Origin of the sequence: Catenibacillus scindens, from assembly GCF_014202115.1 — a bacterium.
In the GTDB taxonomy this organism is placed as follows: domain Bacteria; phylum Bacillota; class Clostridia; order Lachnospirales; family Lachnospiraceae; genus Catenibacillus; species Catenibacillus scindens.
In genome coordinates, this window is record NZ_JACHFW010000017.1 from 37,323 (window position 1) to 58,777 (window position 21,455).

At 46.9% G+C, this 21,455-nt stretch carries 15 protein-coding genes and 1 tRNA gene; 11 read left to right on the plus strand and 5 right to left on the minus strand.

Annotated elements, in window-relative coordinates:
• Nucleotides 1-17 precede the first annotated feature (17 nt).
• The 5 genes from tilS (at nt 18) to HNP82_RS15595 (ending at nt 6,536) form a co-directional block, all read left to right on the plus strand.
• Nucleotides 18-1,469, plus strand: a complete 1,452-nt coding sequence (gene tilS, locus HNP82_RS15575; RefSeq protein WP_183776218.1) for a tRNA lysidine(34) synthetase TilS — start codon at nt 18-20, stop codon at nt 1,467-1,469.
• A 1-nt stretch (nt 1,470) separates the two neighbouring features.
• A complete protein-coding gene (hpt, locus tag HNP82_RS15580) occupies nt 1,471-1,992 on the plus strand; it encodes a hypoxanthine phosphoribosyltransferase (RefSeq protein ID WP_183776219.1) in 522 nt (173 codons plus the stop codon).
• Between the two features lie 12 nt (nt 1,993-2,004).
• Nucleotides 2,005-3,825, plus strand: coding sequence for an ATP-dependent zinc metalloprotease FtsH (gene ftsH / locus HNP82_RS15585; protein ID WP_183776221.1), 1,821 nt, complete (start codon nt 2,005-2,007; stop codon nt 3,823-3,825).
• A 283-nt stretch (nt 3,826-4,108) separates the two neighbouring features.
• Nucleotides 4,109-6,223, plus strand: a complete 2,115-nt coding sequence (locus HNP82_RS15590) for an alpha-glycosidase (RefSeq protein ID WP_243164808.1) — start codon at nt 4,109-4,111, stop codon at nt 6,221-6,223.
• Nucleotides 6,224-6,464: 241 nt separating this feature from the next.
• A tRNA-Gly gene (locus tag HNP82_RS15595) sits at nt 6,465-6,536 on the plus strand.
• Nucleotides 6,537-6,804: 268 nt separating this feature from the next.
• Here HNP82_RS15595 and HNP82_RS15600 read toward each other — a convergent pair.
• The 5 genes from HNP82_RS15600 to HNP82_RS15620 all read right to left on the minus strand — a co-directional run bounded on the left by HNP82_RS15600 (nt 6,805) and on the right by HNP82_RS15620 (nt 10,412).
• Nucleotides 6,805-7,119 (minus strand): DUF3784 domain-containing protein, encoded by a 315-nt coding sequence (locus HNP82_RS15600; RefSeq protein ID WP_183776222.1) that lies wholly within the window; start codon nt 7,117-7,119, stop codon nt 6,805-6,807.
• 690 nt (nt 7,120-7,809) lie between these two features.
• A complete protein-coding gene (locus HNP82_RS15605) occupies nt 7,810-8,052 on the minus strand; it encodes a helix-turn-helix domain-containing protein (RefSeq protein ID WP_183776255.1) in 243 nt (80 codons plus the stop codon).
• A gap of 161 nt (nt 8,053-8,213) precedes the next feature.
• A complete protein-coding gene (locus tag HNP82_RS15610; protein WP_183776223.1) occupies nt 8,214-8,798 on the minus strand; it encodes an AAA family ATPase in 585 nt (194 codons plus the stop codon).
• A gap of 361 nt (nt 8,799-9,159) precedes the next feature.
• Nucleotides 9,160-10,035 (minus strand): methionyl aminopeptidase, encoded by an 876-nt coding sequence (locus tag HNP82_RS15615; RefSeq protein WP_183776224.1) that lies wholly within the window; start codon nt 10,033-10,035, stop codon nt 9,160-9,162.
• The gene (locus tag HNP82_RS15620; RefSeq protein WP_183776225.1) at nt 10,032-10,412 is read right to left on the minus strand and encodes a metal-dependent transcriptional regulator; all 381 of its coding nucleotides are present in this window, start codon (nt 10,410-10,412) and stop codon (nt 10,032-10,034) included. The genes HNP82_RS15615 and HNP82_RS15620 overlap by 4 nt, the downstream gene beginning before the upstream one ends.
• 196 nt (nt 10,413-10,608) lie before the next feature.
• Between HNP82_RS15620 and HNP82_RS15625 the strand changes: the two genes are divergently transcribed.
• The 6 genes from HNP82_RS15625 to HNP82_RS15650 all read left to right on the plus strand — a co-directional run bounded on the left by HNP82_RS15625 (nt 10,609) and on the right by HNP82_RS15650 (nt 21,391).
• Nucleotides 10,609-10,767 carry a FeoB-associated Cys-rich membrane protein gene (locus tag HNP82_RS15625; protein ID WP_183776226.1) on the plus strand — a complete coding sequence of 53 codons (159 nt, stop codon included), beginning with the start codon at nt 10,609-10,611 and terminating at the stop codon, nt 10,765-10,767.
• Nucleotides 10,768-11,111: 344 nt separating this feature from the next.
• On the plus strand, nt 11,112-13,313 hold the full coding sequence (locus tag HNP82_RS15630; protein WP_183776227.1) for a glycoside hydrolase family 2 protein: 2,202 nt from the start codon (nt 11,112-11,114) through the stop codon (nt 13,311-13,313).
• 129 nt (nt 13,314-13,442) lie between these two features.
• A complete protein-coding gene (locus tag HNP82_RS15635) occupies nt 13,443-15,107 on the plus strand; it encodes an alkaline phosphatase (protein ID WP_183776228.1) in 1,665 nt (554 codons plus the stop codon).
• A 43-nt stretch (nt 15,108-15,150) separates the two neighbouring features.
• Nucleotides 15,151-16,371, plus strand: coding sequence for a YibE/F family protein (locus HNP82_RS15640; protein ID WP_183776229.1), 1,221 nt, complete (start codon nt 15,151-15,153; stop codon nt 16,369-16,371).
• A 62-nt stretch (nt 16,372-16,433) separates the two neighbouring features.
• The gene (locus HNP82_RS15645) at nt 16,434-19,193 is read left to right on the plus strand and encodes an NYN domain-containing protein (protein WP_408609666.1); all 2,760 of its coding nucleotides are present in this window, start codon (nt 16,434-16,436) and stop codon (nt 19,191-19,193) included.
• Entirely contained in the window at nt 19,190-21,391 is a 2,202-nt protein-coding gene (locus HNP82_RS15650; RefSeq protein WP_183776232.1) for a zinc ribbon domain-containing protein, read from the plus strand. Before HNP82_RS15645 ends, HNP82_RS15650 begins: the two co-directional genes overlap by 4 nt.
• Nucleotides 21,392-21,455: the final 64 nt, after the last annotated feature.

Genomic DNA, 21,455 nt, shown 5'->3' on the forward strand with positions numbered 1-21,455 from the left:
GCGAAGGAGGGTGGCACATGGACGGAATTTTAAAAAAGGCGGAAGCGTTTATACAAAAAAATCACATGATCTCCCGGAACGATGGAATTGTTGCCGGGATTTCCGGAGGCGCAGATTCCATGTGCCTTCTTTTTGTGCTTATGAATCTGAAAGAAAAGCTGAATCTGAACCTGTGCGCCGTCCATGTCCACCATGGCATCCGCGGGGCGGAAGCGGATAGGGATGAGACTTTTGTCCGGGACTTTTGCCGTGATCGGGGGATATTGTACCGGTGTGTCCGGGGAGATGTGCCGGCGATGGCAAAGTCGGAGGGGATGTCTGAGGAAGAAGCGGGGCGTGCCTTCCGGTACCGGTGTTTTCATCAGATTTTGGAGGAACTTGGATGGGAAAATGGCAGGATTGCCGTAGCCCACAATAAAAATGATGTGGCGGAGACCTTTCTTTTTAATGTTTTTCGAGGGAGCGGCCTGACTGGCATGGCGTCCATCCCGCCGGTTCGGGATAATATTATCCGCCCGCTTCTTTGCCTTGAGCGCCGGGAGATCGAAGAGGTGTTAAAGTGTCAGGGGATTGGTTTTTGCACAGACAGCACAAATCTGAAAAATGATTATACCCGAAACCGGCTGCGCAATGAACTGATGCCTTATGTTCTGGAACATATTAATCCTGGTGCTGTGGAACATATTTTTAATCTGGCCTGGGAGGCGGGAGCGGTGGAAAAGCGCGTTGACCGGGAGGCGGATCAGGCTTTGGAAGAAGCCGGCACGCCCGACGGAGGACTGATGCTCCATGCCCTTGGGGCTATGGATGACATTATTTTGCAGGCGGTTCTCCGAAAAAAAATCTACAGAGAGACCGGTTCCCTCAAGGATATCACACGGGGACATATTCTTCAGACAGCGCAGCTTTTAGACAAGCCCGTGGGGAAGATGACATACCTGCCCTACGGCCTGACGGTGATCCGGGAATATGACCGTCTCAGATTTCTCCGACGGACGGAGCCGGAGGAGAATGAGAATAGTGCCGGGCCGCAATGGGCCAGACCGACTGATCTGGCTGTTTTTGAGAAGGACATTGAGGTGCCCTTCCATATTGGGGAGACATGGACCATTTCTCTGGAGGAGCCGGCCATAACCCTTGAATTTACTGTAAAAAAATGTGAGAAAAATCAAAGAATTGAGGAAAAGCAGTATACGAAATGGCTGGATTATGATAAAATTAAAGATAGCCTGCAATTACGGCACCGTAAAAGCGGTGATTATCTCATAGCCGGCCCTTCGGGGAGCAGAAAACTTCTGCGCAGGCTTTTTATTGATGATAAGATACCAAGGCAGGATCGGGATAAAGTACTTCTCATCGCCCAGGGCAGCCACGTATTGTGGGTCATTGGCGGGCGTATCAGCGAGGCTTATAAAATTACGGAAAATACTGAAAGGATTTTAGAGATAAAAGTCAAAGGAGAAAAATAAAATGGAAGATAAGATCAGAGTCCTTTTAACAGAAGAAGAGGTTGACGCTAAAATCAGAGCGCTGGGAGAGCAGATTTCAAAAGATTACGAGGGGAAGAGCGTCCACCTTGTGTGTGTCCTTAAAGGCGGTGTGTTCTTTATGTGTGAACTGGCGAAGCGTATTTCGGTGCCTGTTTCTATGGATTTTATGTCCGTATCCAGTTACGGCAACGGCACCACAAGTTCCGGCGCCGTGCGCATTGTAAAGGATCTGGATGAACCTCTGGAGGGAAAGAACGTATTAATCGTGGAAGATATTATTGATTCCGGCAATACTCTGCACTATCTCGTGGAGATCCTCTATAAGAGAAAGCCGGAGAGTATTAAGATCTGCACCCTTCTGGATAAGCCCCAGCGGCGCGTGGCTGACGTTCATGTGGACTACGTAGGCTTTGAGATCCCCGATGAATTTGTAGTGGGATATGGTCTGGATTATGCCCAGAAATACAGAAATCTTCCGTATATCGGAGTTGTGGAGCAGTAAGGAGGACAGAAAGTGAATAGCAGGAGAAGATTCAGTATATGGCCTTTTGCTGTCATTATCATACTGCTGTTGTATGTAGTGTGGTCTGAGATGAACGCCAGCGATGTGGGAAATTATTCCTATCCTCAGTTTAAATCAGATCTGGCAGAAGAAGGAACTATCAGTCAGGTAGTGATTTCCCAGAATGAGGAAGTACCTACCGGCGTTGTGTATGTCATGACGGACACTGGCGAGCAGAGGAGCTTTTATACGCCGGATGTGACCGAAGTTCAGAACTGGATGGATGAGCAGGGCTTTACGGCCTACTCCTTCCGGGATGTGCAGCGGCCCACATGGCTGGAAGAGAACATTGTCCTGATCGTTTTAGGCGTTGTAGCTATCGTCATCTTTTTTACGTTTATATCGGCCCAGCAGAGTGCTGGAGGTTCCAACAATAAGATGATGAATTTCGGCAAGAGCCGGGCGAAGATGACCAGAGAAGGGGTCAACCATATTAATTTTAAAAATGTCGCCGGCCTGGAGGAAGAGAAGGAAGATCTGGCGGAGATCGTAGATTTCCTTAAAAATCCTCAGAAGTATACCCAGGTAGGCGCTCGGATTCCCAAGGGCGTGATTCTTGTGGGCCCTCCGGGAACTGGTAAGACATTAATGGCAAAAGCGGTGGCCGGGGAGGCGGGCGTTCCTTTTTTCAGCATTTCCGGTTCAGACTTTGTAGAAATGTTTGTAGGCGTGGGCGCTTCCCGTGTCCGGGATTTATTTGCTGACGCGAAGAAGAACGCCCCATGTATTGTTTTTATTGACGAGATTGACGCTGTTGCCCGCCGGAGAGGTACCGGTATGGGCGGCGGCCATGATGAGCGGGAGCAGACATTAAACCAGCTTCTTGTGGAGATGGACGGTTTTGGAGTCAATGAGGGCATCATTGTTATGGCGGCCACTAACCGTGTAGATATCCTTGACCCGGCGATCCTGCGTCCGGGCCGCTTTGACCGTAAGATCGCTGTGGGACGGCCAGATATCCGCGGGCGCAGGGAGATCCTGGATGTACACACAAAGGGCAAACCCCTTGGCGATGATGTAGATCTGGATCAGATCGCCCAGACAACTGCCGGTTTTACTGGGGCTGACCTTGAGAATCTGATGAATGAATCTGCGATTACCGCCGCTAAGGCGGGGCGGGCCTATATTGTCCAGGATGATATCCGTAAGTCCTTTGTGAAAGTGGGCATCGGAACAGAGAAACACAGCCGTGTTATTTCCGAGAAAGAAAAGCGTATCACAGCTTACCACGAATCCGGCCATGCTATTTTATTCCATGTGCTGCCGGATGTGGGGCCGGTATACAGCGTATCCATCATTCCCACAGGCATGGGAGCCGCCGGTTATACGATGCCTCTCCCTGAAAAGGATGAGATCTTTAACACAAAAGGTAAGATGCTTCAGGATATTACTGTAGCCCTGGGCGGACGTGTGGCTGAGGAGATTATTTTTGATGATATCACCACAGGGGCGTCTCAGGATATTAAGCAGGCTACAGCCACAGCCAGAGCTATGGTTACCAAGTTTGGTATGTCTGATGAAGTTGGGCTGATCTGCTACGGCAACGATGAAGATGAAGTTTTCATTGGCCGTGATTTGGCCCATACAAGGGGCTACGGTGAAAATGTAGCGACAGTGATTGATCATGAGATTAAACGGATCGTCGATGACTGTCACAAAGAGGCCCGTCGGATTATTGATGAAAATCTTGATGTGCTTCACCGGTGTGCCGCCCTTCTTATGGAGAAGGAAAAGATCACGCGGGAAGAATTTGAAGCTCTGTTTGATCAGTGATTTATGTGATTATGAAACAAAAGTCCGGAGGAATATCATCCCCCGGACTTTTTACGCTGACCGAAGGGAACGTAGATCATCGAGCGGCAAAGCCGCGAGATGAGCGGGGTATCGCGATAATCGGATAGGAAAGGAAGTGTTTCCGGCTACCCGTGAAGAGTAGCAAGGAAGCTTCACTATCCGATTGGGGCGAAAAAAAGGTGGTAAAAAAATATGTCTTACGGTATAATAATAAGTAGTCTTTAGGCCAGAGAAGAACCTTAGACTAAAGGAGCATGATCGTATGAACTTGAATATAAATTTAGGCGATATACCTTATGGACAGCAGGTTCAGTTTTATATAAATCATATGCATCCGCTGATCAACAAGGATGCTTTATTTGCGGACGGAACAGAAAATTACCGGAGTTTTATTCAGACATCCAAAGGATATTCGGTAATTTTGCGCTTCCGTACCGGAAAAAGTAATGTGGAAGCTGTCCAGGTGATCATGGACGGCATGAGCATTGATATGGAGAAATGTTCATCGGATGAGCTGTTTGATTATTATGAAGCGGTTATTCCCTGCGGAAACGGGGGACAGGAGTATTATTTCAAGGTGACTTCGGGAAATATGACCGTTTACTTTAATAAGCGGGGCGCCATGGATGAGGTTCAGTCTTATTATAGTTTTCATCTTGTCCCGGATTTTCATACGCCGGACTGGGCCAAAGGCGCGGTCTTTTATCAGATTTTTGTGGATCGTTTTTGTAACGGAGATCCATCCAACGATGTGGTGAACGATGAATATATTTATGTCAAGCAGAAGGTTTGTCAGGTTCGGGATTGGAATAGTCTGCCCATGCCAATGGATGTAGGGCGTTTCTATGGCGGCGATCTTCAGGGCGTTATGGATAAGCTGGATTATCTCCAAGATCTGGGGGTTGATGTCATTTATCTCAATCCTGTTTTTGTATCGCCATCTAATCATAAGTATGATATTCAGGATTATGACTATATTGATCCCCATTTTGGAAAGCTGGTGGAGGATGAAGGCCGTGTCCTGGAGGACTGGGAGACGGAAAATACCGGCGCGGCGCGGTATATCTGCCGGGTGACCAACAAGAAGAATCTTGAGGCCAGCAACGCCTTTTTTGCCTGTCTTGTAGAGGAAATCCATCGCCGGGGGATGAAAGTGATCCTGGACGGGGTGTTTAACCACTGTGGTTCATTTAATAAATGGATGGATCGGGAACGTATTTATGAAAATCAGGAGGGCTATGAGAAAGGGGCGTTTATTTCCCAGGACAGTCCCTATCACACATTTTTCAAATTTAGCGAGAACAGTCAGTGGCCTTATAATACACAGTATGACGGCTGGTGGGGACATGATACTCTGCCAAAGCTGAATTATGAGGAGTCCCAGCAGCTTGAGGAGTATATTTTTAGGATTGCCAGAAAATGGGTATCGCCGCCCTATAATGTGGACGGCTGGCGTCTGGACGTGGCGGCGGACCTTGGGCATTCTTCCCAGTATAATCATCAGTTTTGGAGCCGGTTCCGGAAAGCGGTGAAAGAGGCCAATCCCCAGGCGATTATCCTGGCGGAGCATTATGGCGATCCTGCAGCGTGGCTTCAGGGCGACCAGTGGGATACAGTGATGAACTACGACGCTTTTATGGAGCCGGTCACATGGTTTCTGGCGGGTGTGGAAAAGCACAGTGATGAGTATTGCGGCGACCTCCTGGGAAACTTTGAATCCTTTTACGGCGCTATGAGCCACCACATGTCCCGTTTTCACTATGAGTCTCTTTTTGTGGCCATGAATGAACTGTCCAACCATGACCATTCCCGTTTCCTGACCCGGACCAACCACAAAGTGGGCCGTATCGGCACTGTGGGGGCCCAGATGGCCTCGGAGGATATTGATACAGCTTTAATGCGCCTTGCCGTTCTGATTCAGATGACCTGGCCCGGAGCGCCGACGATTTATTATGGAGACGAGGCCGGCGTGTGCGGCTGGACTGATCCGGACAGCCGCAGAACCTATCCGTGGGGACATGAAGATCAGGAGATGATCCGGTTCCACAAAGATATTATAAAGATCCATAAGTCGTGGGACGCTCTGAAATACGGCTCGATCAAGTTCTTGGGCGGCCAGTGGAATGTGCTGGCCTACGGACGTTTTGACAGCAAGTCCCAGGTTCTGGTGGCTTTGAATAATCACCCTACCGACGCAAAAATTATTGATATTCCCGTGTGGCAGCTTGGCGTAGGCGACGGCGCCTCCATGGACTGCCTTCTGGAGACAACGGCGGGAGGTTACGGATTAAATACGGGAAGCAGCCAGGTGTGCGGCGGTATGCTCCACATGGAACTGCCGGCTGAGAGCGGATTTATCCTGGTTCACCGTTCCTGAGAGCGGTGATTGTCCCTATGTTGCTCATTATGGGGCGTTCACTTCATCAGAAATGGGGCGGGCTGATACTTATGTAAGCATAAATCAGCCCGCGAAAGTTGCTGTTCGCTGGCTTGCCAGTGAACAGTAACCTGTTACGAAAAATATTGTAAAAAATTTGAAAAATAGAGTTGACAAGGATGTAAAATTATAGTAGAATAAACTTCGTCGTCAGGACAACAACAAAATATCTTGTTAATATGCGCGAGTGGCTCAGTGGTGGAGTGTCGCCTTGCCAAGGCGAAGGTCGCGGGTTCGAATCCCGTCTCGCGCTTCTGTTTTTTCCAGTAAAACAGCGGGTTTCTTAAAGATTCCGGCTGTTTTTTTGTTTCTAAAAATGGCCTGAAATGGCACTGAAATTTTGAAAAATTTTGAAATTAAAATTGTAGGAAAAAGCAGGGAACACTTAGCGCATTACCAGCGGCGGAATCGTAGCGGGGTGGCCGGGCAAGCGGCTATTTTGAAGTGACCTATATTATTGTTTGTTGTGTCAAAAATTCATTAAATGCTCTACATCACAGTCCAGGAGTTTTTCTTCTCTATTAGCGGTTATATTTTGCTCCTGCATAAATCAGCAACGCCAATCCCACAACAAATCCCAATGCAAAAGCAATAAAACTTAATGCTGAATCTGTTATACAGATGATTATAGCAGTCACCAAAAGACCAATTCCAATAAAGATAACACCCCAACCTGATATTTTACCAAAAATCTTTTTATCACTTGGAGACACTTTGTCATAATGATAACTATGAAGCAAAGTGATTTTTTCCTTTTTCCATATCAAACAACCAAGATATATAAAAACAAGCGCACATGCACCTATTCCAATCGTAGCCACCATCGTTTCCGTCATAACAATTCCCCCAAATTTGGATTTGTTAGCTGCCTAACTTGCTGTACTGGGCAGGACGATTGCTTTTCAGATAAGACTGGTATAATCGTCCTCAATAGCCATAGATTTGAATTTCGATTTAAGTCATGAAAATTTTTTAATCAGAATTGAAGAAAAAAACTCTCTATGGTAAGATATACGAAAGGGAAATAACCGTGTTGCAGGGTGGCTGACCTCTATTCTTACATAGAATGGGGGTGGTGCTGATGAACGACAAAAAGTCTTTTGATTTTAAAGACCTGATGGCCTTTGCTATGTTCATTCTCGCATTGCTGACATTCGTTTTTACGTTTATCAAGTAGTGCTTTAAGCATAGAAAAACCACCCCAAAACTTTGACCGAGTACAAGGGTGGAATTTCTATCAATTTCCTTTTGTGAGGTCAACCACTTTGTGGGCGGTTATTTTCCCTTTTTCTATTATCATTATAACGCATCCAGTGATGAGATTCAAGAAATTTTATGTGCGTTTTTTGTATATTCGTTACTATTCAACCATGCATCTAGGATTCCCGCAGCTAACGCTGCTTTACCGCCGCTTACGCGGCGGAATCCTCGATTATAGCTAAACGCCATATGTCTGGTTTAATAAAAAATCCTCTGCAAGTAAACTTGCGCCGTATTTTTATTAAACCAGCCGCATGGCTGAATAGTTACATATATTCATTTTTTTGTATATCAGGGCGTATATTTTGAAATAATTCGTCATAGGAACAGTGAAAGATAGAACGCAATGCAACAATGGTTTCAACAGGAATATTTAATTCTCCTGTTTCATATCGTGAATAGTATGATCTGCTTATATCAATATTTAACAAATTTAACTGGGCTACAACTTGGTCTTGGGTAAGTTGACATTTTTTTCTGATTGTCCAAGGAAGGAGTTGTACACCAATTCCTTAGTGGGCAGCTCCTTGCTATTACTTTAATAACGCAAGTAAAAAATTATAATAAAGCAGAGATTTAAGTATAGAAAACCACCCGAAATCAAACGGACAATTCCTTTGATATCGGGTGGTAATTTTACAGCTATTTTACGACAGACAGAATGTCTTTATTATTTTTGCAGGATTTCAACAACTTCCTTCAAAGAACTTTGAAATTCTTTGTCGTTGGAATTGTAAAAAAGGATCAGATCCTTTTTCTCGGCAGGATCGCCGATGCCCTGGGGGATGGAGAAGTCGCACTTGCTGATGTATTCGTCCCAGTGTTCCAGCTTCCATGTATCTCTGTCGCTGTTTCTGGCGATCATCCGCTGATGGCAGACTTCGGGGTCGGTGACAACCCAGATAATGCAAAGCTGCACATGTCTTTTGGCCAGCGCTCCCCGGAGGGAACGGATATATTCCGGATTGCGCACTTCCCTTGTAAATGGGGCGTTGATCAGCACAATATCATCGTATTCCAGAGCCTCCAGAGCCAGATTCAGGATGGCTTCATATTCATAGTCCCGGATATTTTTTTCAAAAAAGTCGGAACTGCGGTTATAGGGCTGGTTGGCCACTTTAAAGATCTGTTTGCTTAAAACGATCAAAGTGTCTTTATCCAGATAAACAACATGATTTAATGCTTTTGCGATCTGCTTGGCCACGTAGGTTTTTCCACAGGCCGGAGGGGAAGTAACAAGAATTAATTTTTTCATGATAATGCCTTCTTTTCTGTAGATTTATATACAAACAAAACGAATAATTATAATGATTGCCTTCAAAAACGCCAGTTTTTCCATAGCTGCGCTTTACATATTATACCATGGAACAGGTATTTTATACATGGACAAATTTAACAATTCTTCCGGGGACCATAGGGAAAGGGTCTGTTTAAATATACAGTTGATTTTTCATTATTGAGAAAAAATTAACAATTTCACGGCCGACTAAAGCCTGTTTTTTCATGCGTAGGAAACTCGGTTTCCTATGCATGAAAAAACACTCCATGTAGGAGTGCGCTAGGGAAAAGGCAAATACCCTGATGCCAACATCAGGGTATTTGGCCTTCACTTCATTTTACCAAGCGAGAACCTCACAGCCATCTTCGGTGACAAGCACAGTAACTTCCCATTGGGCGGAGAGAGTTCCATCTTCTGTGTAGATGGTCCAGCCGTTGCCCTCATCGCAGAAAATTTCCTCGCCTCCCATATTAACCATAGGCTCGATGGTAAAGATCATGCCGGGAACCATGAGCATTTCCGTGCCAGGCTGGGAGACATAGCTGACCCAGGGTTCTTCGTGGAACTGGATGCCAACGCCATGGCCGCCGATCTCCCGCACAACACTGTAGCCATTTTTAAGGGCGTGGGCGTGAACAGCGGCGCCCATGTCGCCAAGAAATGTCCAGGGGCGGACCATGGAGATTCCTGTCTCAACACATTCCCTGGTAACATCCACAAGGCGCCGGGCTTCCTCCGATACCTGACCGACGCAGAACATCCGGGATGCGTCTGAAAAATATCCTTTATAAATCGTAGATACATCTACGTTAATAATATCCCCCTCCTGAAGAACATCTTCCACGGAGGGGATTCCGTGGCATACCTGGTCATTGACAGAAGTACACACACTTTTTGGAAACCCTTCAAAATTCAGCGGGGCGGGAATGCCTCCAAGCTGGGTTGTCTTTTCATAGACCATACGGTCAATATCTTCTGTAGTGATGCCGGGACGGATGTTGGCGGCGACATAGTCCAGTACCGCGTTATTGACTTTACAGCTCTCCTTGATGCCGGCAATCTGTGCCGGATTTTTGATCATAGAATGATCCGGCACAAGATGTCCCTGTTCAGCAAATTCCTGGATACGTTCATCAAATGCCATATGGCATTTTTTGTATTTCTGTCCGCTTCCACACCAACATGGATCGTTTCTCTCTAGTTTTTTGCTCATGATTTACCCGTCTCTTTTCCTTTTAAATGTTTTTTTATGGCCTCAAAGCTTTCCGGGCTGATAACATGTTCAATACGGCATGCATCGGCGACAGCCGTCTCCTCGTCAACGCCAAGGCTCATGAGTGCTTTTGATATCAGTGTATGGCGTTCGTAAATTGTTGAAGCAATCTGATATCCGGATTCTGTCAAGGTGATGAATCCATTTTCATCCATTTTAATATGGCCGCTATTGCGAAGATTTTTCATGGCAACACTGACACTGGGTTTTGAAAAGTTCAGCTCATTGGCAATGTCAATGGAGCGGACTTCGGACTTTTGCTGACTTAACATTAGTATGGTTTCAAGATAATTTTCAGCAGATTCATGGATTGCCAATAATAATACCCCCTGTCTTTTCATAGTTCATGTTCCAAGCATATCATAAATCGGAGGAAAATTCAAATATGACGCGGACAGAGCTGGCGGTATTAGCGGTGGACGGATTCATTTTTTATATTGACAACAAAAAAGAAAAGTGGTAAACTAAAAATAGTTAGATAAAACTAACCAATAGCGAAAAGGGGTGATGATAATGACTCCTGCAACAGCAATTATTTTGCTTATTTTGATCGTGGTCGTATTACTGGTGATCCGTTATATGATCAAGAGCAGGAAGAACGGTGGCGCCTGCGGCGGATGTTCCGGAAGCTGCGGTTCCTGCGGCGGATGCGCGCCCTCTCATAAACGATGAGTCAAATCCCCCGCTGCAAGTAACGTGGCATCAAGCGGGCAGTGCCCCAAGGGGCGGGGAATTTGACCCTTGCGGCGGTCTACACTCCGTTTCGGTCGGTGCTAAACGTGTGCCACTGGCACACAGCACCGCCAAATGGTCGCGCGAGCGCGTCCGCTTGGCTCACTGCCCGCAGGGATAAACTATAAAACCGAACCCTCATAAAGATTTCAGATTTTCTGATCGTCTTTATGGGGGTTCTTTGCCGTTGAAATTCCCCGGAGAATCCGATATACTATTGAACATAATGAGTTGCCGACAAATGGACAAAATCATGGACTGCATTTATAGAAAAGAGGTATTCTGTGAGACGGATTTATATTAATGACGGGTGGATTTTCTTCCCTCTATGGACACCGGAATGTATTCGCACACTCTGCGGCTTTGCGGGGCGTAAAGTCCGTATCCCCCATGTTGATGAGGAATGGGCCGGTCAGGGGAGAGAAAATGGCTGCGGTTATATTTATATGCTGACAGTGCCGGAATCTTTTTCCGGAAGGCAGTTATGGCTGACTTTTGAGGGAGTAGGGCCCAAGGCGTGGGTTTTCGTCAACGGAAGCCTGGCCGGACACCACTGTGGCTGGGACAGGGCATTTTCCTTAGATATTTCACCATATATTCATTTTGGCAGTGAAAACCGAATCGCCATTAAGCTGGAGAGCGGCGGAGAGGATCGGGTTTTGGAAAAGATGGCTCCGGGAATTTACAGGAGTGTATATATCGAAGTCAGGAATCCAGTACATATTGAAGATATATTAATACGGACAAAAATCCCGGAAAAATCCTGGGAAATGGGTCGGGGCGGGAGAGCCAGGCTGTCAGTATCCTATATGCTCCCTCCAGTGGCAATCAAAGCTTTTTCGGGAAAATACAGGGATCATCTCGGATATGATTACAGCGGAGGATATTTGGAAACATATGTTTTTGATAGAGAGGATAATTGCCTGGGGACGGCGCTCTGTGATTTGTCAAAATTTTCACCGGCGGAAGGAAAAAATTGGACAGTTACAGTGCGGATGGCTTTTGAACATGTATATTACTGGGATCTGGACCAGCCGGAACTTTATTACATGGAATCCCTTTTGTGGGATGACTCCGGGCATATTCTGGACAGCCGAAGATCTTGTTTTGGTTTTCGGAATGTAAGCTTTCGGCAGGATGGATTTTATCTCAACGGCAGAAAAGTAAAAATTTTCGGGTTAAACCGCCATCAAAGATATCCCTATATCGGTTATGGATTACCCCCGGCACTGGAACAGGCGGACGCGGATATTTTAAAAAATGAACTGGCTGTAAATGCTGTGCGCACTCCCGACGGTGTGCCATCAGAGGCGTTTGTGAACCGGTGTGATGAGATTGGGCTTATGGTTGTGATTCCAAAGGCGGAGTTGACCCAGGTGATCCAAAGGTACCGGAATCATCCGTCAGTTATTTTGTGGGAAACAGACAGCGACGGCGTGGATGATGTGAGAAGGGCCGGACAACTGATCCGACGCATGGACCCAACACGTCAGATGAGTTCTGCCACAGGGTATTCAGATGTCTGCGGGAGAGCCGACTATACTTTTGAGGGGTATGGACCGGGGCTGCGCGCCCCTAAAAAGATTCCGGAGGCGGCTGGTCATCCCTATGTGGTCACAGAGCATAGTGGACATATGTATCCGGTCCAGACCAGGGATTGTGAGCCTGTGCGTCTTGAGCAGGCGCTGTATCACGGACATGTTTTGGAAGGGGCTTTTTCAAAGGATGAGATCTGCGGAAGTTTTGGATGGTGTATGTGTGATGAGATAGGAGACGGCGGTTTGCGAGGAGAGGATACTGTCTGCGGCAGCGGTGTCATGGACCCTTTCAGAAATCCCAAACTTTCGGCGTGGCTTTATGCCAGCCAGGGGGAATATCATGTAGCTCAGATTGCTTCCGGAATGTCCCTGAGAGATTACCCAGGCGGCCTTCCGTCAAAAATATGGCTGTTTACCAACTGTGATTTTGTGGAGGTTTATAAAAATGGCGCAGATCTGGGCGCTTTTTATCCGGACAGGGAACGGTTTAGACATCTTCCCCATCCGCCGGTGGCCGTTGATGCCAGACAGATTTACAATGATATGGGAGATATCCGGAAAGCAGATCAGACGCTGCGTTTTGATTTTATAAAGAACGGGCAGCCGGTGGACAGCCTGGTGGAAAAAAATGGGAAAAAAGCCCGGCTTAGGATACAATGTTCACATCGGACTCTGACAGAAAGACATGGCTATACTATGGCGCTTCTGCGCATTTGGGCTGTTGATGACCAGGAAATACACATGCCCTGGGTAAATCTGCCTTTGCGGATTAAAGTCCGGGGACCGGCCCGGCTTGTGGGCCCGGAAATGGTTTTAATGAGCGGCGGTTTTGCCGGGGCGTTGATTCGCTCTTTGGGCGGTGAAGGACTTGTAAAAGTTACCGTCTTTTCGGAAAATATGGAGCCGGCACAGATATATTTGAGAACACGGAAGGACGATCATCTGTAAAAAAATTTTTACTGTTTTTTGCACAATTTTGAAAATTCTTTACTGAAATCCGATGGATAAGGATAAAAATAATCGTTATACTAACTTTGCTTTCAACGAAGCAGAATCCAAAGATTTCAGGAGGAGTATATGAAAACGAGAACAAAAGCACTTTTACTTACATCCGCTGTGTCATTAAGTATGCTTGGAAGCGCATGTTCAGCGCCGGCCAGTACCGCCGCTTCTACAGACGCTCAGACACAGGCCCAGACACAGGAAACAGTTCAGGACGCTTCCGCCCAGGTCAGCGCTAATGAGACTGAGGTTGTTGCAGAGGGACAGCAGACGCCGAAATATGTGTTTTTATTTATCGGTGACGGTATGAGTTATCCGCAGATCCAGTTGACCAACTATTTTGTCAGCGCCAACAATCAGGACGGCGCTCAGACCGTGAATGTGGACGGTGAGGATCAGACGGTACTCAGCAGTCAGAATAATCTGACAATGATGCAGTTCCCGGTAGCAGGTTCCGCTCAGACATACGACAGCACTTCTTTCGCTCCGGACTCCGCGTCAACAGCCACATCTATCGCTACAGGTTACAAAACATGGAGCGGAAGTATTAATGTAAGCACAGACTTTTCTCAGGAATATGAAACCATCGCGGAAAAGCTGAAAGCACAGAAAGACTACAAGATCGGCGTAGTGACAAGTGTTAATCTCAACCACGCCACACCGGCAGCCTTTTACGCTCATCAGGCATCCAGAAACAGCTACTATGAAATCGGCCTTGAGCTGATCGAGAGCAATTTTGATTATTTTGCCGGCGGCGGTCTTTTAAGCCCGACAGGCAGCGAGGAAGATCAGACAGATCTTTATCAGTTAGCTGAGGAAGCCGGATATACTGTTGTGAGAACACAGGCAGAGGCAGAGGCTCTGACAGCAGATACAGGCAAGACTATCGTTATCGAAGAACATCTCGCGGACAGCGATTCCATGCCTTACGCTATGGATCTTGAGGAAGGCCAGTGGGGACTTGCCGATTATGTGGAAAAAGGCATTGAAATGTTAGACAACGACAATGGTTTCTTCATGATGGTTGAAGGCGGAAAGATTGACTGGGCATGCCATGCCAATGACGCGGCCGCAACGATCTCTGACACCATCGCCTTTGACAACGCTGTGGCAAAGGCTGTGGAGTTTTATGAGGAACATCCTGATGAGACACTGATTCTTGTAACCGGCGACCATGAGACCGGCGGTCTGACTATTGGTTACGCGGGAACAGACTATGACACATTCCTGACAAACTTCAATAATCAGAAACTGTCCTTTGCGAAGTTTGATTCCGACTATGTTTCCGGATATAAAGAAAATAAGACAGATTTTGAAACAGTTATGCAGGATGTGACAGAGCTGTTTGGCCTTGCGGCTCCGGCTGAGGAGGGCGCTTCCACAACTCAGCAGAAAGACAGCGCGGATATGCATCCTGAGTCCAACAACGACGGAACTCTGGAAATGACTCAGTATGAGTATGATCTGTTAAGAGAAGCTTATGACACAACTATGAGCCGTACCGGCGAGGAAGAAGAGTTTGCCCAGGATGAGTATATCAAATACGGCAGCTATGAACCTCTGACAGTGACCATCACACATATCCTCAATAATAAGAGCGGTATCAACTTTGGTTCCTACGCCCATACAGGTCTCCCTGTAGAAGTATTTGCTCAAGGTGTTGGCCAGGATAATTTCAGTGGTTACTATGATAACACAGATATTTACAACAAACTGGCAGCCTTAACCGGAGTGGAATAATTTCCCTTTCACAGATCAAAAGAAATTTCAGGAGTGTTTAAAAATGAAAAGCATGTCTTTCTTAAAAAAGAAATCCATGCTCCTGATTATCGCCATCGGTTTGATTTTAACCGCCATCCTCATAGCCATCCCTACCGGCTATGAGGATGCTTTGATTTATCAGGGCATGGAAAGAGCTGTTGGGGAGGTTGTAGCGGTTGATAATTCAGCCATCAAAAGTTCGGGGGTGATCCAGTCCGGAGAACAGTCCTGTACCCTCCTTATTCAGGATGGGACATTTAAAGGGCAGGAAATTGAGGGTGTCAATTTTTTAAGCGGTTCCCTGGAAAAAGACAAGATTTTTAAGGAGGGGGACAAAGCATTTGTGGCGATCAGCCATGACAACGGTGAGATTGCATCGGTGATCATATCCGACCATTACCGTCTGGATAAAGAAGCGATCCTTTTAGTTGTTTTTGCTGTTCTCCTTATTCTTGTAGCGGGGAAAAACGGCTTCCTTGCCATTTTCTCTTTTGCCATTACCATACTGACCATATGGAAAATCCTTGTGCCGGCCTATTTAAACGGTTATTCCCCGGTTTGGATCGGTATTGGTATTACTGTCTTTTTAACGGCAGTGATCACCTTTTTTGTGTTCGGTTTTGACCGCCGGACTGTCACTGCGTCTCTTGGGGCATTGCTGGGAATTTTTACAACATGTATCCTGGGTATGATCTTTACGGATCTGTTTAAGATTAACGGGGCTGTGATGCAGGATTCTGAATCCTTATTGTACAGCGGCTTCCAGCACCTGAATCTTACAGCCATCTTTATGAGCAGTATTTTTATCGGTGCCTCCGGCGCAATGATGGATCTCTCTGTGGATATCACGTCGGCGATCCACGAGGTTGTTGAGAAAAAGCCGGAGATCGGATGGAAGGAAGCCGCCAGATCCGGTATGAACGTGGGCCGGGCTGCCATGGGGACTATGACCGCAACTCTTCTTCTGGCCTATTCCGGCGGCTACATCAGTCTGCTTATGGTATTTATGGCCCAGGGAACTCCCATTGACCATATCCTTAATTACAAGTATGTTTCAGCAGAAATTCTGGACACCATTGTAGGAAGTATCGGACTTGTAACCGTCGCCCCCTTTACCGCTCTGGTGGCAGGAATTTTGCTGACCCGGAAAAATTACGTGAAACGGCGTATCCTGTCGAAAGTCCAGGAGGCTGACGATACAGAAACAGAAGTGTCTACAGGCGTGGCGACAACGGAAGTTTAGAATGATTTATCGACTTATTCCCCTTTCTGTGCTATGATTATAGGGCAGAAAGGGGTATTTTTATGGGAAATACGTCCGAAAATCATACAAATAAAAAACAGAAAGAAAAAATGTCGAAGTATTTAACCGTTGGCCTGCTGGCCCATGTGGACGCGGGAAAGACAACTCTGGCTGAAAGTCTTTTATATCTTACGGGAAGTATACGCAAGGCGGGGCGTGTGGACCACGGGGACGCCTTTTTGGATACACTGGCTCTGGAAAAAGAGCGGGGAATCACTATCTTTTCCAAGCAGGCCAGAATGAATGTGGAGGACAAGGCGGTGACGTTGCTGGATACGCCGGGACACGAGGACTTTGGAGCGGAGATGGAGCGCACTCTTATGGTACTGGATTATGCCATACTGGTCATCAGCGGCGCTGACGGCATCCGGGGACATGATGAAACTCTTTGGAATCTTTTGAAACGGTATCATATCCCTACTTTTTTATTTATTAATAAAATGGATCAGAGAGGTACTGACCGGGACATTCTTTTCAGGCAGGTCAGTGAAAAGTTTGGAAGCCATTGTGTAGACTTTTCCGACGCTGACTTCTCCAGCGCGGATTTTCTGGAAGTGCTGGCTTTATGTGATGAGGATATGTTGGACAGCTATCTGGAGACAGGTCAGGTACAGATGGAGGATGTGATTCGCCTCATAAAGCAGAGACATCTTTTTCCATGTTATTTTGGATCTGCCCTGAAACAGGAAGGCGTCAGGGAATTGATTACGGGACTTGGCGCATGGACCCAGTGTCCCGCTTATCCGGAGGAATTTGGCGCCAGAATCTACAAGATCTCCAGAGATGATAAAGGTACCCGGCTGACCCATTTAAAAGTCACCGGGGGAACGCTAAAGGTGAAGATGTCCATGGATACCGGGGGCGAGGAGCCTGAAAAAGCCGATCAACTGAGGGTATATTCCGGTGCGTCCTTTAAAATGGAAAATCAGATCTGCGCCGGGGATATATGTGCTGTGGCGGGTCCGGTTCACACCAGAGCCGGACAGGGACTGGGTATCGAGGCTGAGAACGCCCATCCCCTCATGGAGCCGGCTCTCACCTATCATATCCGTATTCCGGAAAATGTTCCCGTGCCGGAAATGCTTGGCCGTCTCAGGGAGCTGGAGGAAGAGATCCCTGAGCTTCACATTGTGTGGAATGAGTCTGCCCGTGAGATCCACGCCCAGGCCATGGGACAGGTTCAGCTTGAGATTTTAAAAAGTCTGATCCGCCAGCGGTATAACGTGGAGGTGGATTTTGATTCAGGAAGTATTGTATATAAAGAAACAATTGCCTCGCCGGCGGAGGGCGTGGGCCATTTTGAGCCTCTGCGCCATTACGCGGAAGTCCATCTGCTCCTGGAACCTATGCCGGAGGGGAGCGGTCTTGTCTTTGACACAGCCTGCTCAGAGGATACTCTGGATAAAAACTGGCAGCGCCTGATACTGACTCACTTGGAAGAAAAACGCCATGTGGGAGTGCTGACAGGTGCAGAAATCACGGATATGAAGATCACGCTCATGTCCGGGCGGGCTCATTTAAAGCACACCGAGGGCGGTGATTTTCGTCAGGCTACTTACCGGGCAGTCCGCCAGGGATTAAAAAGTGCCCAGAGCGTCCTTTTAGAGCCGGTGTACGCCTTTACCCTGGAGGTACCCGGAGAAAATACCGGCCGTGCGCTGGCGGATATACAGAAAATGGAGGGGAGTTTCGATCCGCCTGAGACTTTGGGAGAAATGACCCGTATTACAGGGACGGCGCCGGTAGCCCTTATGCGGGAGTATCATTCTCAGGTATCGGTGTATACAAAAGGGAGAGGCCGTCTTGCCTGCCGGGTGAAAGGCTATGAATCCTGCCATAACACCCAGGAAGTTATAGAAGCTTCAGGTTATGACAGCGAGGCGGATACAGATAATCCTACAGGGTCGATTTTTTGTTCTCACGGCTCCGGATTTTATGTGCCCTGGGATCAGGTGACCGGATATATGCATTTGCCAAGCTGCCTTGGAAAAAGGCGAAAAGAAGCAGAGAGGGAAGCGCAGCCTGTCCCTAAAAATGTGCCGGATATTTCCTGGGAGGATGAAAAAGAACTGGAGGAAATTTTTGTCCGTACCTACGGGCCGATTCGCCGGACTTCACGGGGGATGTCCAACAGTGGCGGGAAAACCAGAACCTTTGGTGATAAGAGCGGCTCACCGAAAAAGAAAAATGAAAAAGTCATGTCTGACAAGCCAAAGGAATATCTTCTGGTGGATGGGTATAATATAATTTTTTCATGGGATGACCTTAATGATCTGTCCAAGGGTAATATGGACAGCGCCAGGACAAAGCTTGCGGATATTTTATGTGATTATCAGGGATGCCGGAAAAATACAGTCATTCTTGTGTTTGACGCTTACCGGGTGGAAGGCCATCCCGGAGAGATCCTTCAATATAAAAATATCTATATTGTTTATACAAAAGAGGCGGAAACCGCCGATCAGTATATTGAGAAAACTGTACATGAAATCGGGAAAAAGCACCATGTGACTGTGGCCACCTCTGACGGAACAGAGCAGGTTATTATTCTCGGACAGGGCGCCAGACGGCTGTCTGCCCGGGGACTTTTAGAGGAGATCCTGGAAGCAAAGAGAGAAATCCGGGAGATTTACATGGAGAAGAGAGGAATGAGCGGACAGAATCTTTTTGAAAACCTTCCGGAACATATGGCAAGGATGATGGAAGATGTCCGTCTGGGCTATAGCCGTTTGTCGGATTCGCAGGAAAGGAGCGATAAGCAATGAGAACCTTTGATTTTTATGGGGAAAATATTGTTGTCAGCGACGGACAGGAGAATTATATCCGTTTGCGCCTTGAGATGGAGAAAATTGCGTCGGAGCTTAAAGACCAGTTTGTCAGCCAATATAAAAATAAATACCGCAGTATGGATCAGGTTGTGGCCGACGTGTTTAATATGGGTGAAGGGTATATACTTCAGGCGGCCACATGGTGTATAGATCTTATGGGAAAAAATCATATTTACAATTATGATACCCAGCGTTTTATTAAAAAATGGGGGATTTTATCCATGGAAATATGGATTAATGCCTGTGACCGTATTGCCAACTCCTATACGTCTATTATTGTCAACGGACAGTTATGCGCTTCTGTGAAACAATGGCAGCAAAACTATCGGAGTAAATGGCTGGATACCGCGTTTTCTGCCCTCCCTGTGGTTGGGAGAATGCCTGTGGACTGGTCCACGGGCAGGGAGTATGTTTCCACAGGGGACAGTATCGCTCCCGACATGTACCCCAACCTGAACGCCATGTTTAACAGTGAAAAGCCTCTGAATGTCCTGGCGGACGCCATATATACCGCTGTGGCGGGAATGCATCAGAGCCTTGTCCGTGTTCTCATGGAAGAGTCCGATCAGCCTTTGGAAGGTCTGGATGACGATCTGCTGAGAGATTACCCTGTTATTTTTAGTAACATTATCCAGGGGATCGTCAGCCCGGAGGACATAGTGCCACAGGCCGCCTTGCTTGTGAAAACCTATCCCTTTGATAAAGAGCTGTATATCTATATGTTTGACCATTATGGGGACAAGGAAGGGTCACTCTCCCAGATGACCGTTTATTTTGGCCTGGGAGATTTTATGGAAGCATATAAGATACAGGCGGTGGAGGAACGGCTTGACAAAATTGATTTCACAGATCTTGAAGGACTCAGAGCGGCGAAAAAAGAGACTGGAGAATTTTGCGAAAACAGTCATATTCCGGCAAAGGATTATATCAGTGCTATAGATCAGATTATTGAAAAGCTTGAGGAATGCCAAAGAGTGGTGGACGGTGTGGCCTATGAAGACAATGATTTGGCTCAAAAGGCAAGACAGGATTTGACAGCGCTGTTTGACAGGCTTCAGGGAATGGGCGTCAATGGCCATATGGAAGAAATCCGAAAGGTGATGGAGGATTTTAAAGACTGTTCCTGCCAGACATGGGAAAAATATAGGGCTTATCTGGAAGAATGCTTAAAACGCGGGGATATTCGTTTTAGAACTGTGCAGAACATTGTTTTTGACACTAAAGAGATTGCAGAAAAGACGCGGCAGGAATGTATGGATTTTGAAAAACTCATGGAGAAAACCTGCGGATCTTTGCAGGATATTCATGTGTTGGAAAATGCTGCCAGGGCGATGAATCCTCAGATCAGTCCATTGTACATCCAACTGGTTGGAGCAATGAGCGATGTGTGGAACCGCCAGGAGATTATGTATTCTTCCAAAGCTTTATACCGTCCGGAAAACCGGGCAAAATATACGGAGATCTGGTTTGAGGCCCTGGAACTTGAGCAGTCCGGAAGGCTCCTGGGGCTTGCCAATGAGGCATACAGCCGCTGGTTTGAGACTATGAGCCGGGATTTTCTGAACGTCAAAGGGAATGTTTATGAAAATGTCTTCCAGGCCAATGCTGCTTATTATAAAGTGCTGGATCATGCTATCACCTATTTCAAATACATAAATGAGAAAAATGGAGCAAAAAAGGGATTTTTTGCTTCCCTGAAAAATAATATGACCGGATTGGTTGCTGAAAAATATCAGGAAGATTTCGCCTGGATCACCCAGGGCGGCGCCCGGTGTATGCCCGCAGATACTCCTGAGGAGGGAAGCGGGCTTGAAAGCCGCTACGGCGCTATGGAGCAGACGTTTAACAGCCGTTTGGCACAGATTGGCGCTCTGACTAAAATGGTCCACAACGCCCATCTGACCCAGGATGAAACGCTGGATTTAAAAGCGCTTATGTGCCCGGACCGTCAGATCAGCCGGGAGGACATTGTGTCTGCCATGAATCCGGTGGTGAAATATAAACCCCTTACCCTGAAAAATTGCAAAGGGTTATCGGAGAATAATGATAGAAATGTGTGCCAAAATTGCGGCGCCGTTCTACCGGAAGACGCAGTGTTCTGTGTGCGCTGCGGAGCCAGGAGGGCGGACCGGTAATCCGCCCTGGTGCCATCTATGGCACCATAGAGCGTTGATTTACTGTGACATAAAAGAAATGCCA

What these genes read in the sequence shown, in the direction of transcription:
- tilS (WP_183776218.1), top strand. Translation starts at nt 18, where the DNA reads ATGGACGGAATTTTAAAAAAGGCGGAAGCGTTTATACAAAAAAATCAC.
- hpt (WP_183776219.1), top strand. Translation starts at nt 1,471, where the DNA reads ATGGAAGATAAGATCAGAGTCCTTTTAACAGAAGAAGAGGTTGACGCT.
- HNP82_RS15590 (WP_243164808.1), top strand. Translation starts at nt 4,109, where the DNA reads ATGAACTTGAATATAAATTTAGGCGATATACCTTATGGACAGCAGGTT.
- HNP82_RS15600 (WP_183776222.1), bottom strand. Translation starts at nt 7,119, where the DNA reads ATGACGGAAACGATGGTGGCTACGATTGGAATAGGTGCATGTGCGCTT.
- HNP82_RS15610 (WP_183776223.1), bottom strand. Translation starts at nt 8,798, where the DNA reads ATGAAAAAATTAATTCTTGTTACTTCCCCTCCGGCCTGTGGAAAAACC.
- HNP82_RS15615 (WP_183776224.1), bottom strand. Translation starts at nt 10,035, where the DNA reads ATGAGCAAAAAACTAGAGAGAAACGATCCATGTTGGTGTGGAAGCGGA.
- HNP82_RS15625 (WP_183776226.1), top strand. Translation starts at nt 10,609, where the DNA reads ATGACTCCTGCAACAGCAATTATTTTGCTTATTTTGATCGTGGTCGTA.
- HNP82_RS15635 (WP_183776228.1), top strand. Translation starts at nt 13,443, where the DNA reads ATGAAAACGAGAACAAAAGCACTTTTACTTACATCCGCTGTGTCATTA.
- HNP82_RS15640 (WP_183776229.1), top strand. Translation starts at nt 15,151, where the DNA reads ATGAAAAGCATGTCTTTCTTAAAAAAGAAATCCATGCTCCTGATTATC.
- HNP82_RS15645 (WP_408609666.1), top strand. Translation starts at nt 16,434, where the DNA reads ATGGGAAATACGTCCGAAAATCATACAAATAAAAAACAGAAAGAAAAA.
- HNP82_RS15650 (WP_183776232.1), top strand. Translation starts at nt 19,190, where the DNA reads ATGAGAACCTTTGATTTTTATGGGGAAAATATTGTTGTCAGCGACGGA.